Annotated in this window: 14 protein-coding genes; all 14 read right to left on the bottom strand. The window is 57.5% G+C overall.

Translation table 11 applies throughout. The features are described from left to right. Positions 1-4: 4 nt before the first annotated feature. The 14 genes from WG219_20850 to WG219_20785 are packed head-to-tail and all read right to left on the bottom strand — an operon-like array spanning position 5 to position 16,428. The gene (locus WG219_20850; GenBank protein WXL25714.1) at positions 5-1,012 is read right to left on the bottom strand and encodes a serine/threonine-protein kinase; all 1,008 of its coding nucleotides are present in this window, start codon (positions 1,010-1,012) and stop codon (positions 5-7) included. Positions 1,013-1,022: 10 nt separating this feature from the next. Then, positions 1,023-1,751 carry a PP2C family serine/threonine-protein phosphatase gene (locus tag WG219_20845; protein WXL25713.1) on the bottom strand — a complete coding sequence of 243 codons (729 nt, stop codon included), beginning with the start codon at positions 1,749-1,751 and terminating at the stop codon, positions 1,023-1,025. Further along, positions 1,751-5,287: a type VI secretion system membrane subunit TssM gene (tssM, locus tag WG219_20840; protein ID WXL25712.1), complete on the bottom strand. Its 3,537-nt coding sequence runs from the start codon at positions 5,285-5,287 to the stop codon at positions 1,751-1,753. Before tssM ends, WG219_20845 begins: the two co-directional genes overlap by 1 nt. Next, the gene (icmH, locus tag WG219_20835) at positions 5,284-6,165 is read right to left on the bottom strand and encodes a type IVB secretion system protein IcmH/DotU (GenBank protein ID WXL25711.1); all 882 of its coding nucleotides are present in this window, start codon (positions 6,163-6,165) and stop codon (positions 5,284-5,286) included. Before icmH ends, tssM begins: the two co-directional genes overlap by 4 nt. 2 nt (positions 6,166-6,167) lie before the next feature. Continuing rightward, on the bottom strand, positions 6,168-7,499 hold the full coding sequence (gene tssK / locus WG219_20830; protein WXL25710.1) for a type VI secretion system baseplate subunit TssK: 1,332 nt from the start codon (positions 7,497-7,499) through the stop codon (positions 6,168-6,170). A 3-nt stretch (positions 7,500-7,502) separates the two neighbouring features. Next, the gene (gene tssJ, locus WG219_20825; GenBank protein ID WXL25709.1) at positions 7,503-7,970 is read right to left on the bottom strand and encodes a type VI secretion system lipoprotein TssJ; all 468 of its coding nucleotides are present in this window, start codon (positions 7,968-7,970) and stop codon (positions 7,503-7,505) included. A 5-nt stretch (positions 7,971-7,975) separates the two neighbouring features. After that, the gene (gene tagH / locus WG219_20820; GenBank protein ID WXL25708.1) at positions 7,976-9,175 is read right to left on the bottom strand and encodes a type VI secretion system-associated FHA domain protein TagH; all 1,200 of its coding nucleotides are present in this window, start codon (positions 9,173-9,175) and stop codon (positions 7,976-7,978) included. A gap of 19 nt (positions 9,176-9,194) precedes the next feature. Continuing rightward, positions 9,195-9,329: a type VI secretion protein gene (locus tag WG219_20815; GenBank protein ID WXL25707.1), complete on the bottom strand. Its 135-nt coding sequence runs from the start codon at positions 9,327-9,329 to the stop codon at positions 9,195-9,197. A 55-nt stretch (positions 9,330-9,384) separates the two neighbouring features. After that, positions 9,385-11,547: a lipase family protein gene (locus tag WG219_20810; protein WXL25706.1), complete on the bottom strand. Its 2,163-nt coding sequence runs from the start codon at positions 11,545-11,547 to the stop codon at positions 9,385-9,387. A 6-nt stretch (positions 11,548-11,553) separates the two neighbouring features. Beyond that, a complete protein-coding gene (locus WG219_20805) occupies positions 11,554-12,303 on the bottom strand; it encodes a hypothetical protein (GenBank protein WXL25705.1) in 750 nt (249 codons plus the stop codon). Positions 12,304-12,309: 6 nt separating this feature from the next. Next, positions 12,310-13,071: a hypothetical protein gene (locus WG219_20800; protein ID WXL25704.1), complete on the bottom strand. Its 762-nt coding sequence runs from the start codon at positions 13,069-13,071 to the stop codon at positions 12,310-12,312. Beyond that, complete coding sequence (locus WG219_20795) at positions 13,068-13,916, bottom strand: DUF4123 domain-containing protein (GenBank protein ID WXL25703.1); 849 nt, start codon at positions 13,914-13,916, stop codon at positions 13,068-13,070. Before WG219_20795 ends, WG219_20800 begins: the two co-directional genes overlap by 4 nt. Next, positions 13,913-14,344, bottom strand: a complete 432-nt coding sequence (locus WG219_20790) for a hypothetical protein (protein ID WXL25702.1) — start codon at positions 14,342-14,344, stop codon at positions 13,913-13,915. Before WG219_20790 ends, WG219_20795 begins: the two co-directional genes overlap by 4 nt. A gap of 5 nt (positions 14,345-14,349) precedes the next feature. Beyond that, positions 14,350-16,428 (bottom strand): type VI secretion system tip protein VgrG, encoded by a 2,079-nt coding sequence (locus WG219_20785; protein WXL25701.1) that lies wholly within the window; start codon positions 16,426-16,428, stop codon positions 14,350-14,352. Between the last annotated feature and the right edge of the window lie 7 nt (positions 16,429-16,435).

The following is a 16,435-nucleotide window of genomic DNA, read 5'->3' as shown; positions in this document are numbered from 1 at the left end:
GCATTTAGCGACGCCCGAACCAGCGCTCCCAGCGCGTCGGCGCAGGCTGGCGGAATGCTTGCAGCAACTCGGCACAGGTGATCGTGCGTTGAGCTTCTTCAAAAGCCAGCGCCGTTCGCAGCGCAGGCCAACAGTGTGAAGGTAAGTGTTGGGGGCAGTGCAGTCGTTGATCTAGCTCTGTGATTTTCGCCTGCTTGGCGCTTAAGCGACGGAAGGGATGCTTGCCACTGGTTAGCTCGTAAATAACGCAGGCAATCGCGTAAACATCGGTTGATGGGCTGATGGGGGCACCTTCCAACAACTCCAATGCGGCATAGCGGGGCGTCCAAGCCGAAAAGCGTTTGCGACACAGGCGTGGCAGGCCGGGCAAGATGCCTTCCAGCGGCTGGCCGAGACCGTAGTCAAACAGGCGCAGCCCGTCGTCGGCGAGTATGGCGTTGCTGGGTTTTATATCGCCGTGCAGCACACCCAAACTATGTGAATAGTTAAGGGCATCGAGCAGGGCGCAAGCGATTTCTTGCGCGTCGCTCCAGGCTATGCCATCGGGGTTGGTGCTGAGCAACTGATCCAGCGTCAGTCCCTTGAGTAACTCCAGCGTGAGGTAGGCGCGCTGGCTATTAATGTCCACATCGAAGCCGAACAGTCGCACCACGTTAGGGTGGCGCAGGCGTGCGGTAAGTGCATATTCGCTGTAGAGCAGGGCGTTGGCGTCGGGGTATTCGGCGAAGTCGTCGTTGAGGGTTTTCAGCGCGACATAGGGTTCGGGGTCGCCAAACTGTTCCCGCAGTAAGTCTCGTGCACGGTAGACCGCACCCATACCGCCAACACCCAGTAAACGCTCGATCTTGTAGCGACCGCTGAGTACTTCGGGCAGATCCGCTAAGGTTACTTCCGCCTTTTGGGCTTCTGCTTGCCCTGCTGATTTGGCTGCCGTTTGGGCCAGTGCGAAGTAGGTGAGGTCACTGGCGGCTGGCTCCTCGGGCGATGTTGATTCGAACAGAGGCTCGTTCATCCTTGAATCCTCATTGGCGAATAACAACGGCGCTTAAGTTGTCCCGCGCCGGTCCGTCCAACACCTGATCAAACAGGCGGCGCAAGGTCAGCTGCGGCGAGGGCAGGTTCAGTGCGGCACTCAGTTCGTCTGCTGAAACACCAGCCCATAAGCCATCGCTGCAGAGCATGAAGGCATCGCCGGGCAGGACATCCAGTTCCAGTAGCTCCAGCTTCAGCTCTTCTCCGGCACCGATGGCGCGGGTTAGAGCATGGGCTGAAGGATGCCGGGCGGCTTCTTGAGGAGAGACCTTTTGCTCGTCGATCAGTTGTTGCAGCAGGGTGTGGTCCCGGGTGAGCTGATACAGGCGGCTGTTGCGCCACAGGTAGCAGCGGCTGTCACCCGCCCAGACGCAGACGGCGCGGTTGTCGTCAATGAGCAGGGCAACCACCGTGCTGCCGATTACCGGGTCAGGGTTCTCGGCGGTTACGGTGAGTTCCTGATCGAACAGGCGGTTGAGTTCATGCAGACGCCGTCGCAGTTCATCCAAGCGCTCCTGCAAATTGCCGTCGCTGGGTTCTGCCAGGGTTTCAACAATCAGGCGGCTGGCAAGGGCGCCGTTTTGGTGGCCGCCCATTCCATCGGCAACCACCCACAGGCCCCGTTCTGGTAAGTCCAGAACGGAGTCTTCGTTGCGTTTGCGCACCTTGCCCGTGTCGCTGCGTGCGGCACTGCGCCAGCGTGTAGCAACTGCCGTCATTACAACGCCGCCGGCAGTTTGAAGCTACGCAGCAAGCCGAGGTCGAACGGGTTCGGCGTGCGCTGGCTGTGCAGCAAGTAGTTGGCGCGCAGGCCGCCGAGATCAGCCTTGATCATCAGCACGTCACGGCCACTGTGGTAGTCCACCTGCATCAGGTCGATCAGGCGGAACAGCGACCACGGCCCGGTGTTTTTCTCAAGGCCGACCTTACGCCCGGCGATTTCCTCGACCACCAGTGTTGTCCGGCCTTCGTTGGCGCTGGCTGGCCAGCTAAACGCCGTTTGCACGATTGGCCCGTGACGGTATTCCAGAGTCTGATCACCAAAGGTGAAGTCAGCACGGCTCAAGTTGGAGTCCAGAGAGTAGGGTTCCAGCTTAAACAGCACTTTCGGCTCGTTCGGGTCTTCGGCAAAGAACATGCGGCGGATGGTCTGTGTGTTGCTCATCTGCAGCAGGAACTCGCGGGACAGCGGCAGGGTGCGGCCATCGACACGGCGCATTTGATACTGCCCGGCACTGCCTCTGACGAACGGCTTGAGGTAGTTGTCGAAGAAGCGCTCGGCAATGCCCTGAGCCTTGAAGAACTCGCGGAAGTCAGCCACGGCGACATCGCTGGCGCTGTGGGCGTTGAACGGATAACGCTCTTTCAGGGAACTGGTGTAAGCGCTGTACAGCTCGCTGCGGTAGCGCTGATCCAGATACTGATAGGCATCGTTGAGCACCAGTGCCCAGGTGTCTTCCGCCAGCAGCGTCAGCCAGCCATTGATGGGTTGTGGCAGGCGTGCGGCGCTGGCACGGACTTGGTTGATGGCGTCACGCTGTCCGCCCATACGGGACTTGGCCAGTTCAAAGGCGGCTTGATCCGGGGCGCTGGCGTTGGCCAGTCCGGTCAGTTGCATCTGCAAGGCATCCAGTGCCTGCAAGCTGGCGGCCAGTTCCGGGCCTGCGCCACTGTTGTCATCCAACAGGCGATGCAGTTGTTCGAAACGACGCTCCAGCGATTTGCGGGCGGTGTCCGGCAGCTTGACCAGTTTCTCCTGAGCCTTTTCCGCAGCGGCAGCCGCCAGCTTAGCGGCTTTACCGACTTTACCTTTGGCTTCGCCCAATGCGGCAGCGGCTGCACCGGCTTCGTCAGCGGCTTCGGCAAGGCCTTTGAAGCGGGTGTTGTCGCGGACTTCCACCAGCAGTTGCAGCAGCGGTGAGTTGGCAGCGGTCAGGCTTGCCAGTTGCTGCGCGCCTTGGGTGGCGTTGCCGATTGGGTCGAGTGACAGTTTGGCGATGGCTTCGCCCCAGTAGTTGGCGTAGTCACGGAAGTACAGCTGCTCCATCTCCACCAGCAGACGGCTGAGGTCGTTACTGCTGAGGGTTTCGCCTTCGCCCAGTACCCAGTTATCACGCAGGATTTCACGCACCAAGTCGGCGCCCTGCGCAGTGAAAATCTTCTGGTAACCGGCCTGAGTGTAGAACCCCGGAATGCTGTAGTCGCTGCCGGAGAACAGCGCGGCTTGCGGGCCGAGCTTTTGGCTGAGGCGATACTCTGGAAGGCTGCGGGCTTGCTCGCGGAGCATGCGGTAGACCACGTTAGCCAGGGACTCGCTACGCAGTACTTGGCGAGCTTGTGCCACCAGCGGTTCGTTCAGCGAATAGGGCGTGAAGGATTCGCTCAGCAAGCGCTCGAAGTGCTCGTTCAGGCCGCGCTGTCCGGCGCTGTTGCCGGCATAACGCAGGGACCAGTCGGCCGCCATCCACTCTTGCAGGAAGGTTTTGTCGCGGCGCTCTTCCAGGTTCAGCATCAGGTAGGCGCGCAGGCTGTTGAGCAGGGTTTCGCGGTCGTCCATGTTGGCGCGAATCTGGGTTTCCAGCTGACGGCCGACACGGCTGAGCAGCTGTGCCTCCAGCTCGCTGCGGTAAGCCCGGTACAGCGTCGGGTCTACCTTCTCGCCCTGATACAGCCCCGTGCGTTCCAGATAGGACACATCGCCCACCGGAGGGAACACGTTGGTGGCTGCGTAGCTGTGATCCAGCGCAGGCAGCACACGCAAGGTGTCGTCCTGCACGCTCAGTTGCTTGTGCTCCTGAGTGAGTTTTTGCGCCAGGCTGCGCAGTTGCTCCAAGCGGCCATTGTTGCTGGAGAAACCATTAGCCCAAATCAGGCCAAAGACCAGCAGACACGCCAAGGCGATGGCGTACATGGCGCGCTGACCCCAGTCGATGCGGCGAACTTCTTTCTTATCCAGCCCGGCCAGATCCGCTTCAGGGAAGATCACCCGGCTCAGCAGGTGATGAATAAAGCGCGCTTTACCGGTGCGGAAAACCGGCAGTGCACTGCTGGCCAGGCCTAAGTTGCGACCGATGCCGCTGGTGCTTTCATCCAATGCTTCTTTGAGCTGTGGTGCGCTGGTCAGGTAGAAACCACGCAGTTGGCTGGCACGCTGATAGCGGTTACCGCTGAAGGCCAGCTCAATAAACAGGCACAGGCGCTCGCCGAGCAGGCCAAGCTGATGCGGGAAGTCGAGAATGCGGCCACGGCGCTGAGTGTCGCGCTCTTGGTGCATACGCAGGATGACCTGGCTGTTGAGGCGATGCAGCAGAGCCTCGAACTCGTTGCGCACCACTTGTACGTCGGTCGGGTTCTGGTTTTTGCGGAAGCTTGCCCCCAGCACCTGATCGCTTTCTTCACGTGACAGCTGATCGAAGAACTCTTCAAAACCGAGGACTTTGTCGGCTTTGCTCAGCACCAGATAAACCGGCACATCGACGCCCAGGCGCTGATGGATTTCCTGCAGACGCATGCGGGTCTGACGGGCCAGTTTCTCCAGCTCGACTTCGCTTTCATTTTGCAGTTGATCAACCGGAATATTCACCAGTACGCCATTGAGTGGACGCGCCCGGCGTTTGCGCAACAGGCCAAGCAGAGTCTGCCAGGCGCTGCCGTCTACCGCCTGATCGGGCTGCGTCAGGTAGCGGCCTGCGGTGTCGATCAGCACCGCGTGATCAGCGAAATACCAGTCGGCATAACGGGTGCCGGAAACGTCTTTGGTCAGGCGCTGCTCTTCACCCCGGTTAAGTGGGAAATCAAGACCGGAGAAGTCCAGCAGGCTGGTTTTGCCGCCGCCTTGAGGACCGATCAACAAGTACCAGGGCAGGTCATTGCGCCAGCGTTCGCTGCGGCCACGGTAAAGGCTGGAGCGCTTGAGAGTGTGCAGGGCTTGTTTGAAGCGCTGACGCAGCTCCATTTGCTCATCATTGACCTGGCCTTCGCGGCGCAGGCGCTCCTGAGCCGCTTCGTCCTCCTCCTCGGCCTTTTTACGGACATTGGCCTTCCAGTTGGCGTAGACCATGCACAGGCCCCAGATCAGGACCAATAGGCAGATGGTCAGCAAGCGGCTGACGGGGGATTCCCAGAACTTGTAGTCATCGACTGCCAGCAGTGGCCCGGCAAACCAGATAAGCAGCGCCAGGACAATAATCAGACACAGGCTCCACACCCATGTTTTGCGGAAAAAGGCCGCTAATTTGCTGAAAAAACTCTTCATTGGTCATCATCCATGGTGTGCCCCGCAGTCGGGTCGAGTTGCTCAAACGGCTGCAGAATGGTTTCCCGCTGCTCGCCCAGAACCCAGGCAAATCCGCTGTACATCACAATCAGACAGACCAGGGTAAACAGGGCAACCAACCACCATGGCACGATGCGCACGAGGCGTCGGCGTGTGTCTTTAAGGCCTTGCCAGTTCGGCGACACTTCACGCGGCACATCCCCGCGCATTTGCCGGATCTGGCGGTACAGGCTGTCGCGTACCGCCTCCAGCTCCAGCATGCCGCGTGGCAGCACGCGATACTTGCCTTCAAAGCCCAGAGACAGGCACAGGTACATCAGCTCCAGCATGGGCAGATGTTTCACCGGGTTGCGGGAGAGGCGCTCAAGCAGCTGGAAAAACTTCTCACCACCGAAGGTTTCGTTGTGGAAGCTCGACAGCAAGCTCATTTGCGACCACTCGCTTTCGTTGCCCCAGGTGGTCGTCACCACGGCCTCATCGACCACGGTGCACAGCACATAACGGGCAGCCATGACCTGGCTGCTTTCGGCGCCTTCATGCAGGGCGCGGTGCTCAAACAGTTTCATGGACCTGGATAGACGCTGGTTAAGCGCATCCATATCCTCGCTCTCCAAGCTGTGCTTGAGCCGCACAACCTCTGACAGCAACTCGGCGGCAGCTGCCACCAGTGGATTGAGGCTGACGTTAAAGCTTTCTGCCGGGCGCAAGCGCGCGGCGTAAATCATGCGTTCTTCAAGCTGTTCGAATTTCGGCGCAGCAGCGAAGTCGGTCAGCGGGCTTTGTGCGGCGGGTTCGCCATTACGGTTGAGGATGACGGTTTTGTCGTCCTGTCCGTAGTCTCTATCCCTGTTATTCATGATTAGTTCCTGATCGCCCAGAATTTCAACTCAAGCCCGGAGAATTCCCCGGACACGTGGAAGGCAAAGCCGCCTGAGCGCTCCAGCTGTGCCAAATCCTCAGAGCTGAGCTCCAAGGCGAAGTAGGTTTTTCCGGAGTGGAAAGGAATCTGCCGCGGTGCCACTGGCAGCGGTTTGACCTTGATCCCCGGCAGGTGCAGGTTGACCAGCTGGCGGATGCGCTCGACAGGACCGACTTTGAGGTGAGCCGGCAGACGGTTACGCAGCTCTTCGGAGTCGCACTCGGCACTGGCGGCCAAGACGAACGAGGAAGTGCCCAGCAGTTTGTGGTCGTGCAGTGGTGCCACCTGAATGCCGTACTGACGCTGTTGCAGAAGCATTTCGATGGCGTGCTGTTCCAGCACCATCGACAGCACCTGGCGAATGGCATCCATCAGCTTGCGGAAGCTCAAGCCTTGGTCGCTATGCAGGTAGCGGTTATCCAGCCCTGGCCGTTTGACCTCACTGGAGAAGGTCGCCAGCTCACCGAGCAAACCCAGCAGCTCACGGAAGATCTGCTCCGGGTGCACCTGCTCAATGTTCAGGTAATGACGCAGCACCGGCTCAAAGCGGTTGATCAGTTGCAGCATCATAAAGTCGCCCACTTCCGCACCGCCGACTTTGCCGGTAGAGCGGATGCGTTCAGCGAGGATGTCACCCCGGTGAGCCAGCATGCTGACCACTTCTTTCAGGCAGCTCAGCAGGTAGCTGGAGGCCTGGAAGTTGACGAAGGTTGGGATGAACTCGGCATCCAGTGTGATCACGCCATCGGGCGTGGTATCGAGCACATCGCACAGCTTCAGCTTTACGTAGGCTTGATCGTTTTGTTGCTCGCCGAGTAACAGGCGGAAGTTTGGGCGGCCGCAGCTGACCTGACTGGTGGCGCTGTCACCGGCGTTGGAGTCGGTCACTTCGGTATCGAAGGCAATAAAGCGCGCCAGCACATCTTCCTGTTCTGGGCGACGGCTTTCGATGTGGTTACCGGTGACCAGCGGCAGGGCCAGGTACACCGGGGTGTTACCGGTGTTTGGGGGCACATCCAGGATCAGCCCGGTTTGTTCCGTGGCGATATCAAACAGGGTGCCGTCAGGCAGAATGCCGCTGGCCTTGCTGACCACAACCTTGCCCATATTCAGGTATTGGCGGTCGAACTCCAGCTCGAAAAAGCCCCACGCATAACCGGTCAGTTTTTGCGTGCGGGTTTTCAACTGGTAATCGTAAAACCGGTCGCTCTGCTGGAAATGCTGCGGACGTAGCAGCATCCCTTCCTGCCAAACTACTTTGTGTTTGGTCATGGCTTATTCCTCGCCCTGAATCTTGATGCCTTGGGCATCAAGGGTCAGAACGCTTTGCGTGCGCTCCTGTTTGGTCACGGGAATGACCACGCGCCAGTTGCTTTCCGGCAGGTCGCGGTAAGCGGCCATCACACCGACGTAGCGGCTGTCCTGATCCACCGACAGCTTCAACTCGCGCTCCTCACCGGGGCGCAGCTCCAGCTCCTCGATGGCGACCATATCCGGCGAGAGGACTTCTTTCGGGCGCTGATACAGCGAGAAGAAATCCGCCGTCTCAAACTGTACCGGGTGCTTCAGTTCGATCAGTCGCACCACGATTGGTGAAGGGCGGCCGTTGAGGTCAGGGTTCAGCTCAACACTGCCTTTTAGCGTGAGGTCGAGCTTGGTCAGGTGCGAGTAAGGCGACAGCGCAGAGCAACCGCCGAGCACGAGCAGAGAGGCCAGCATGGCCAGTGGGAGTAAGCGGGACATGAACATCATCCTTGAACTTCAGTGTTGAGTGTGGCGATCAGGCGAACCTGTTCTTCGTAGGTGTGGGCAAAGTCGCGGGCGAAGATGCGGTCCGACCAGTCATCATCGCGTTGCAGGCTGCTGTACAGGCGCTGATAGGCGCGCCAGCGGCTGCCATTGGTGGCAATTAAGGGTTTATTGCCCTCGCGCTCGAAACGCAGGTTCAACTGATCCGGCGATAGCTGCTCCAGCATGCTTTTCACCGCAGCGCGGCTGGCCGCAACCAGCGCCACCTGATGCGCCTGCAAATCGCGGAAACTGCGGCTGATGCATTGCTCGGCCTTGAGTTGGCCGGTCTTGTTGCTGCGTAGCAGTGCATGCAACGCTTCGCTGCTGTCACTGGTGTGTTTGAGTGGGTTGTTGCTGGCGCCCTGTACGGTGGTCAGGGCCAGACGCAGCTCATTTTTCAACTCACTGCGGGTACGCAGGGCTTGCTGCAAACTGCCAATGCTCTGCTTGAGCAGGCTGGCAGCATTAAGCGCGAGGGCTTCGCGGGCGTCGTCATCCAGATCATCCAGCTTCACCCCCAACGCATCACCGAACTTCTCCCAGAAGGTCGGCGGCAGGCGCTCGGGCTCCGGAGCCGGTTTCGGCTTGGGCGGTGTTGGCGGCACGATCAGCTCGGGGATCAGCAGGTTCTCTTCGTCGATCTGCGCGTAATCCTGCTGCTGCTTCTGCATGTTTGAGGCCGGGCGCAGCACCGCAGTCAGGTCATCAACCTCGGCGTACACACGCTCTTGTTGGTCGATGGCGTTGAGCGGGTCGAGGTCAAGAAACGCATCGTCCGGAATGATGCTGCCAGCGGGTTGCGCAATGCCGATCTCACTTTCGAAAATCGCCGGGTCACGCACCAGCCGTGCGCGCACTTCAAACTCGCCGATGCAGTAAGTGCTGCCATGTTCAATGCGGTGCGGCTGATTCTTGCGCAGGCTTGCGCCGCTGTCTTTGAGCTGAATGCCGTTACTGCTGGTGTCGGTGATATAGAACGCACCGTCGCGGTAACTGATTTCGGCATGATGGCTCGATACGACGCGCTTGCGGTCCGGGATCACCCAGTCACAATCCTCCGCCCGGCCAATAATGCCGCCAGCCTGCTTGAAGGTTTTGGTGGTCAAAAGCCCCGGCACAAACTGCTGGGCGCTCACCATATCGAAGACCAGTTCCATGGTTAGTTACTCCTTGCGCTTATTGCGAGCGCTTTACTACTTGTGGATCGCCAAGTGGGCGGTATTCGTCATCGTTGAATTTGTAATTGCCGCTGCAACCGGCCAGCAGAATGGCCAGGGCGAGCAGGGGGAGGGTCTTTCTATAAAGGTGCATAGCGACGGTCCTTATCCGTTGAAATAGTGCAAATCCATGGGGCTACGCCGACAAGTCAGGCGTAGACCTTTGAAGGTGTTGTGCTGATTTTTGCCAGGTATTCGGCCTTGGCGTTGGCATCAATGGCACGCCATTCGCTGACGAGCTTTTCCAGTTCGGGGTTTTGGGCGTGTTCGCCAAAAACGTCGGCTGGTGTTAGGGGGCGTTCGGCTTGTGCGAGCAGGCGATCTACGGCCTGTCTTAAGCCTGCTCGCTGCGTGCGGCTGACTTTGCGTGCATGGGCCAGATCTGCCTCATAGCGCCTATTAACCTCATCGGCAGTTGCCAGAGGGCTCAGCAGGCCGAGCTTGATAAGCTCTTTGGCAAAAGCGAACGGTTGCATGGGTGTCCAGCTTTCCAGGGCTCCGTCGATTTCTTTGGCCTGTTGTTGCAGGTCGGCCAGTTCGTTATCTGTAAACAGTCGTCCGTTGCGACTGTCGATACTGGCTATCCAGCGCAACAGGGTTGTTAACAGCGAGCGGCTGTAACCACCATCGCTGGAGTGTTCGTCGGCTTGGAGTGCTTGATCCAGGAGTGAGTCCCGTGCAGGCATATCCCCGTCGAGCTTGAGACTCTCAACATACTGGCTGCAAATGTTCTCCGTCAGCTCGGCACATCCCGGCTCCCAAAGAATGGCCAATTTGCTGCCTCCATTCGGCAGGCGAGGCATAAGGTGACGTTGTTTACCGTGATGCTCGTACGGGTCCCCAGCCAGATTGACCAAACCGCCGTATAGCAGTGCGTCCCCGACAATTGGTGTGAATTTAAAGGCAGCGCCAACTGCAAGCATGCGCCACTCCACATCCATCCATGGAGCAGGGACGGAGGGAACCGGGTCGTTATGGTTGACGATGCGGTGATGAGTTAAAGCGGCTGCGGCTTTAACAAACGCACTGTCAGCCGCGCGGGGGGCGCCGAAGGTGTAGAGCTGGACATTCTCAGACCATTGGCGGCGTACCCACTCGGCTAGAAGCAGGGCAATGGCACCACCTAAGCTGTGGCCACAGACAATAATGGTGTGGTCGTTTGAGTAGAAGGCATCCAGATAACGCTGGGTAAATTTCTTAGCGGCCTTAAACGCCTCGTAAAATCCCCTGTGCGCCTGCCCTACACCATCCTCCATTTCGATTGGAACTTGCCGCGCATCCATATCGCGCAACTTATCGGGGTCTTCTTGAGTACCACGCACAGAGATCAGCACCACCTTGTCGTTATGGGTGATAAAGGCTTGCGTCTCCGTTGCTTCGTCATAGAGGAAATGCACGTCTTCCGGGTTATTCCAGCCTTGTGCGGCTTCCTCGGCATAGCGCTCGGGGTCGTACGGCATGACCTCCAGGCGTTTAGAGTAGGGCACTTCCTCGCAGAGCAAATCGTACTGAGCGCCATTGAACAAGGTCGGCTTGATTAAGCCCGGTAGTTGTTCACACAACACATTGCCGATGCTGCCCTTTAGCGTATAAGGCGGGGGGAACGACTGATAAGCAGCGTCTTCATCTTTAGTCTGGCTAAACGGTGCGTAAACAAACGCTGTCATCACTGAGAGGTGATAAGCATTCAGTGCGCAAAAATCAGCAGTGCGGGAAAGTAGCGGGCTGTATGCGCGCAGGGCTTTAACTTCCAGCACATGATGCATATTGGGCCTTAAGGCCACGCCGCCATGCACTTTAGCCTGACCCGCATTTTGCTTCAGGCTGGCTGAAGGCTTGGGGTTCCACAGTGAGTCTGCTTCCGGTAAATGCGCAGTGTCTTCAACAAAATCACTGACTTCCACACGCATAAAGCTTGCGTGCTCACGCAGAGCACGTTGTTCGGCGAGATAGGTTTTGCCCGTTGAGCGTCGTGGGCCGGAGGGGGATTGTTCGGCGGCTACTTGCAGGGCTGTTAAGGGCAGCGCGAAAGACTTTCTAATTGCGAGTGTCTTATACCAAGGGTCTAGCTCGCCATTGTCTAGAGAGTCAATTTCAAGGACTGCAGGGCCACTGCAGAAACCCTCAACTTTCGCGAAGCCATCGTTATCTAAATTTCCTTCAAATAGCTGTCCTTGCTTGTCATGTAGTTTATACGGCAAACCAGCGTAAGACTTGCCCTCGCCATATTCATCTACCAAACGAAAGCTGACCCAACTACTAAGGAGTGGGCAGCCAAGGGTTTTGGAGTTGTTTGTACTTGAGCTGGTCATCCCTGATCACTCCGTGCAATTGGGGTAAACGGTGCATTCCTGCCCGTTCATTTTGAAAGTTTTGAATACAGGTGGTTTTTGGCAGTTCGGCCATCCCGGTTTGGGGAGGCAAGGTTTCCAACCCTCAGGAAATTTCACCCATGTGTCATCGTGAGATGGTTCTTCTTCAGGGATTACATGAAAGTCCAGCTGAACGGCTTTCCCTGGTAGCGTATCGACTACTAGGTAGGCTCCAGCACCTTTGCAATTTAGCAGTTTGCTAATTTCGTCTCTGTGAGCCCTAGCCTTGCTCAACTGAAACCACCACGTGCATTTCGCTTGCTTGATTAGCGTGTTGTCAGCTTGAAAGTCCGGCGCACCTTCCGGCAGCTCATTGACTATCCGCAACTCGCCGTTATCGTAAGTTTGTTGCCAGTCTTTCTCGCCATAGCGGCCGTTGATAAACAGGCCAACCCGAGCCAATTTCATTTCGCAAAGCCCATCGCGATAGGTCACCGGAATATCGAAGTTGTATTGCTGCGCTGTGCGCTGAAACTCAGTCGTGAATGACTTGGCTTTGCTACGGCCGTTGACGCACTTATTGGCGACGCTATAGTGCGCCTGCGCTTTGATCGAGAAATCAGCAGGCAACTCGCCTTTAAAGGTAAACGTCTTGGCCGTCAGCGACTCGGTAATGCCGCAGGCGCTGAGCGATAGGCCTAATAAGGCAGGCCATAACAATGTGCGCATAGCGCGGATGCTAGGTGAAAGCTTCATCCCTGATCACTCCGTGCAATTGGGGTAAACGGTGCATTCCTGCCCGTTCATCTTGAAGGTTTTAAACAGAGGTGGAGTTCTGCACCAAATCCATCTCCCCTTCTCTGTGACCTCATCCACACAGGGCTTCCAACCATTTGGAAACTCAATCCATGTCTCGGCGATGGCAGGCTTTTCGATCGGATTCAGCTGGAAATCCAGTTGAACGGTTTTCCCTGGTAGCGTATCGACTACTAGGTAGGCTCCAGCTCCTTTGCAGTTAAGCAGCTTGCTAATTTCTCCCAAACGAGATTTGGCGGTACTTAATTGGAACCACCATGTACATTCCGCTCGCTTAGTTAGGCTGTCGTCGGCCTGAAAGTCAGGTGCTTTCTCGGGTAGCTCATCGACTATCCGCAACTCGCCGTTATAGTAAGTTTGCTGCCAGTCTTTCTCGCCATAGCGGCCGTTGATAAACAGGCCGACACGGGCCAATTTCATTTCGCAAAGCCCATCGCGATAGGTCACCGGAATATCGAAGTTGTATTGCTGCGGTGTGCTCTGAAACTCAGTTGTGAATGACTTGGCTTTACTACGGCCGTTTGCGCACTTATTGGCGACGCTATAGTGCGCTTGCGCCTTGATCGAGAAATCAGCAGGCAACTCACCTTTAAAGGTAAAAGTCTTGGCCGTCAGCGACTCGCCAATGCCGCAGGCACTGAGCGATAGGCCCAGCAGCCCTATTGGCAGCAGGCTAATCAGTGATCGTGCAAGGGCGTGGAGTTTCACTGTGGTTTGGCCTCGGTTACGGGGGATGCCGCAGCCAGTGTTTTGCTGACACGGGCAAAGTGTGTATCGGCGTTTTCACCGCTCAAGGGGGCCCAAGCCGGGTGTTCGACGAGTTCGGGGTTTAGCTGGTTGAGCACTAAGAATTGCAGTTGTTCGGTGCTGTGCCATTGCCAGCGTTTGGCTGTGTTCAATTGCTCTGTCAGCCATTCATCCAGCAGGCGCGTTTCGGCCAGCTCGGCGGTTTCGCCGCTGTGGTTTTCCCAGAGCCATTGCGTCAGGTTGTGACGCAGCACTTCGTCTGTTACCACTTCTGGCTCGGCCAACTCCAGCCAGGGTTTGTCGAATGGCGCTGGGTAAAAGCGCGGCTTGGTATTGTCGCAGGACTGCCAGTTTTCGCCGTCCCAGTACAACGCACTGCTCAGCGGCCCCAGAAGCAATGGGCGCTGTTCTTCTGTGAGGCCTGTCAGGTGGCGGGCGATGACGCGGTTGTCCTGAAAACGGTAAAGCGCAGGTTGTTCCTCTTCAATCAGCAAGCGGTCTTGCCAGTGCTGAGTCAGTTCACGCAGATCAACGCGTGGTGCACTGGCCAGCCAACCCCAGTGCTGTTCTGGTTGGCTGAGCAGGTCTTGAATGTATGCCGCATGTGGATTGCTCAGGCGAACCAGCCATGGACCAACGTCTGCCAGATCGGCAAACGCTGTGCGCTGATAGAGATTCACGTAGTCCTGCATCAGGTCTGCACTGAACAAGCCTTGCACCGGGTCCGGTTCGGCCAGCCGGTCGATTACCAGCAGCAGTTCACGCTGTTGAGCGAGTTGGGCGTTGAGCCAGTCTGTAGGCGTCATTTGAGCCTCCATAGCGTCCAGCCTTTCAGAGCCTCGGATGCAATGATTAGGAGTAAGAAAAACTGACCCAAACCCTGAGTGAGTTTTGCGGTAGCTAGAATCAGTGAAACGGAAGGCACGAGGAAAAACAGCCGCAAAGGTATTTGTGCATACGCCAAGAATTTAACTAGGCGAATACGGCATAGAAACATCATGCATGTGGCTACGATGGAGGTTTGCAAAAGCCAGGATGCGGCCACGATCGCTGTTGTTGAACCACCTTGTTGTTCAAGCAAAGATAGGGTCGATTGGGCGTCGCTGATATACGGCACACGCCCAGTTTTCCAGCTGGTGATGCACATCCACGCAATATAGAAAGCATCGAACAAGCCCCATATCCGATAAGTGCAGAGGCTTTGTTTGGCCACTGTTTGTGTGTCTATAAACATTTACCTTATCCCTGTGCTGGCCTTGGCAGTGCGCAAAGACCATCACGGCAGGCTTCGCAAATCGGGCAGCGGCTTGCGCCGATCTGGCGGGCCTTTTTAGCCAGTTGCAGGTTGCTCAGTGCCAGTTGCGGTACCTCTCCCGCCTTATCCGCATCTGCCGCCCCCGGTATCACCGGCAGCACAATCCCGATACCGGCGCCTTTGCCTGGTGCGCCGCCGGAGTTGACGTTGACGGTGGCGCCGCTGAGGGTGATGCCGCTGGGGTCGAGTTTGATAAAGCTGCCACCGCCGTTGGCGGTGAGTTCCATGCCTGCGTCGACAACGACTTTGCTGCCTGCGTAGTAATGGATTTCGTTGCCGGTTTCGATGAACTGGCCGACGCCGACTTTGACGTGTTGGGTTTGCGCAACGGTGAGGTGATCGCTGCTGCGGGTTTCGGTTTTGCGGTCGGCGTGGGTGGTGCGGTGTTCTTCGGCGTAGAACTCGCTGTAGCTGTTGGCTTCTACGGTGTCGTGGCGCTCGTTGCCAACGCGGATCTTTTGGTCGTGCTCGATGTTTTCATCCCAGTCGCGCTGGGCGTGGATAAAGATTTGTTCTGCGCCTTTTTTGTCTTCAATGCGCAGCTCGTTAAAGCCTCCGCCACCGGGTGAGCTCATGGTTTTGAACACGCTGCGGGTTTTGTTGGCAGGCAGTTCGTAGGGCACTTCGTGGGCGGCGTGGTACAGGCAGCCAGTAATCAGGGGCTGATCGGGGTCGCCTTCCATAAAGGTCACCAGCACTTCCATGCCGATGCGCGGAATGGTCACGGCACCGTAGTGATCGCCCGCCCAGCTGGAGGCAACGCGCAGCCAGCAGCTGGTTTTGTCGTCGGCCTGGCCTTCGCGGTCCCAGTGGAACTGGACTTTGACCCGGCCGTATGGGTCGCAGTGGATTTCTTCGCCCGCAGGGCCTGTGACCACAGCACTCTGGCTGCCGAGTACTTTGGGCTTCGTATGCAGCAGTTGCGGGCGGTAATTTACGTCCCAAGGGGTGGCAATAAAGTGGTTGCGGTAGCCCTGCTGGAAGCCGTCGTCCTCATCTGTATGGCTGGTGATGGATTCTTCCAGCACCTGCGGCTGCTTGCCTTGGTGGTGGATGGCGGTGAGCAGCCACAGCTGGTTCCACTCACTGCGCGGGTGTTCGCTGAGGTTGAGGAAGTGGCCGCTGACCAGCAGAGGCTGATCACTTTCACCTTCGACTTGTTCGTAGTCGGCGCGGTGGCGTTCGAGGATGCGTGTGGATAAGTGTTTGCCGCGCGCACGTTCAACGAACTGGCCGGGGTAGTCGTAGTCTTCGAGGTCAGGTTGGAACTCGCTGTTATAGGCCGCCTCCATCCGCAACTTGGGTTTTTCGAAGTTGTAGTCACGGCGGGTGACACGGTTGGTGCGGGTTTCCATACGCATGCCGAAGCGCTTGATAACCGGCTTGTCGGCGACCAGACCGCTGTCTTGCTGGTAGGCGGTGCCGGGCAGTTTGGGGAAACCGCTCTGGTCATCGGCAAAGATCAGGGTGTGGCCGTTTTCGCTGTGTTCGAAGTGGTAGTGAATACCTTCTTCTTCACACAGGCGCTGGATGAAGTGCAGGTCGCTCTCATCGTATTGCACACAGTATTCGCGCTCGGGGTAGAGCGTGGGGCCGAACTGGAATTTGTGGGCGTCGGTCTGGATGCCATGCTCTTGCAGAATCTGGCTGATGATCTGCGGCACCGTGAGGTGCTGGAAGATGCGTTGATTGATGCGGTGAGCCAGGTAAGCCAGTTGAGGTCTGAGGCTGATGTGATAGCGGGTCAGGCGTTTGCCGGAGTCACCTTGAGCAACGCGGTAGATGATGCCATGCACGCCTGCGCCACCTGGTGCGAAGGCGAGGAATGCGCGCTGGTGCAACAGGCTTTCCAGATCAAGGTCCGGGCGGTTGCTGATCAGCTCCAGCTCGAATTCATAAGGCTGGTTGATCGCTTCATGCCCGGTAAATTCGAGTACCTGCAAATCGTGGCTGACACCTTCGATGGTCAGGCTGAAATGGGTCTGGTTGGCGGCATTGAACATGGCTCTC

Origin of the sequence: Pseudomonas mendocina, assembly GCA_037482215.1 — a bacterium.
Lineage (GTDB): Bacteria > Pseudomonadota > Gammaproteobacteria > Pseudomonadales > Pseudomonadaceae > Aquipseudomonas > Aquipseudomonas mendocina_E.
This window is presented reverse-complemented; position numbering and strand designations above follow the sequence as displayed.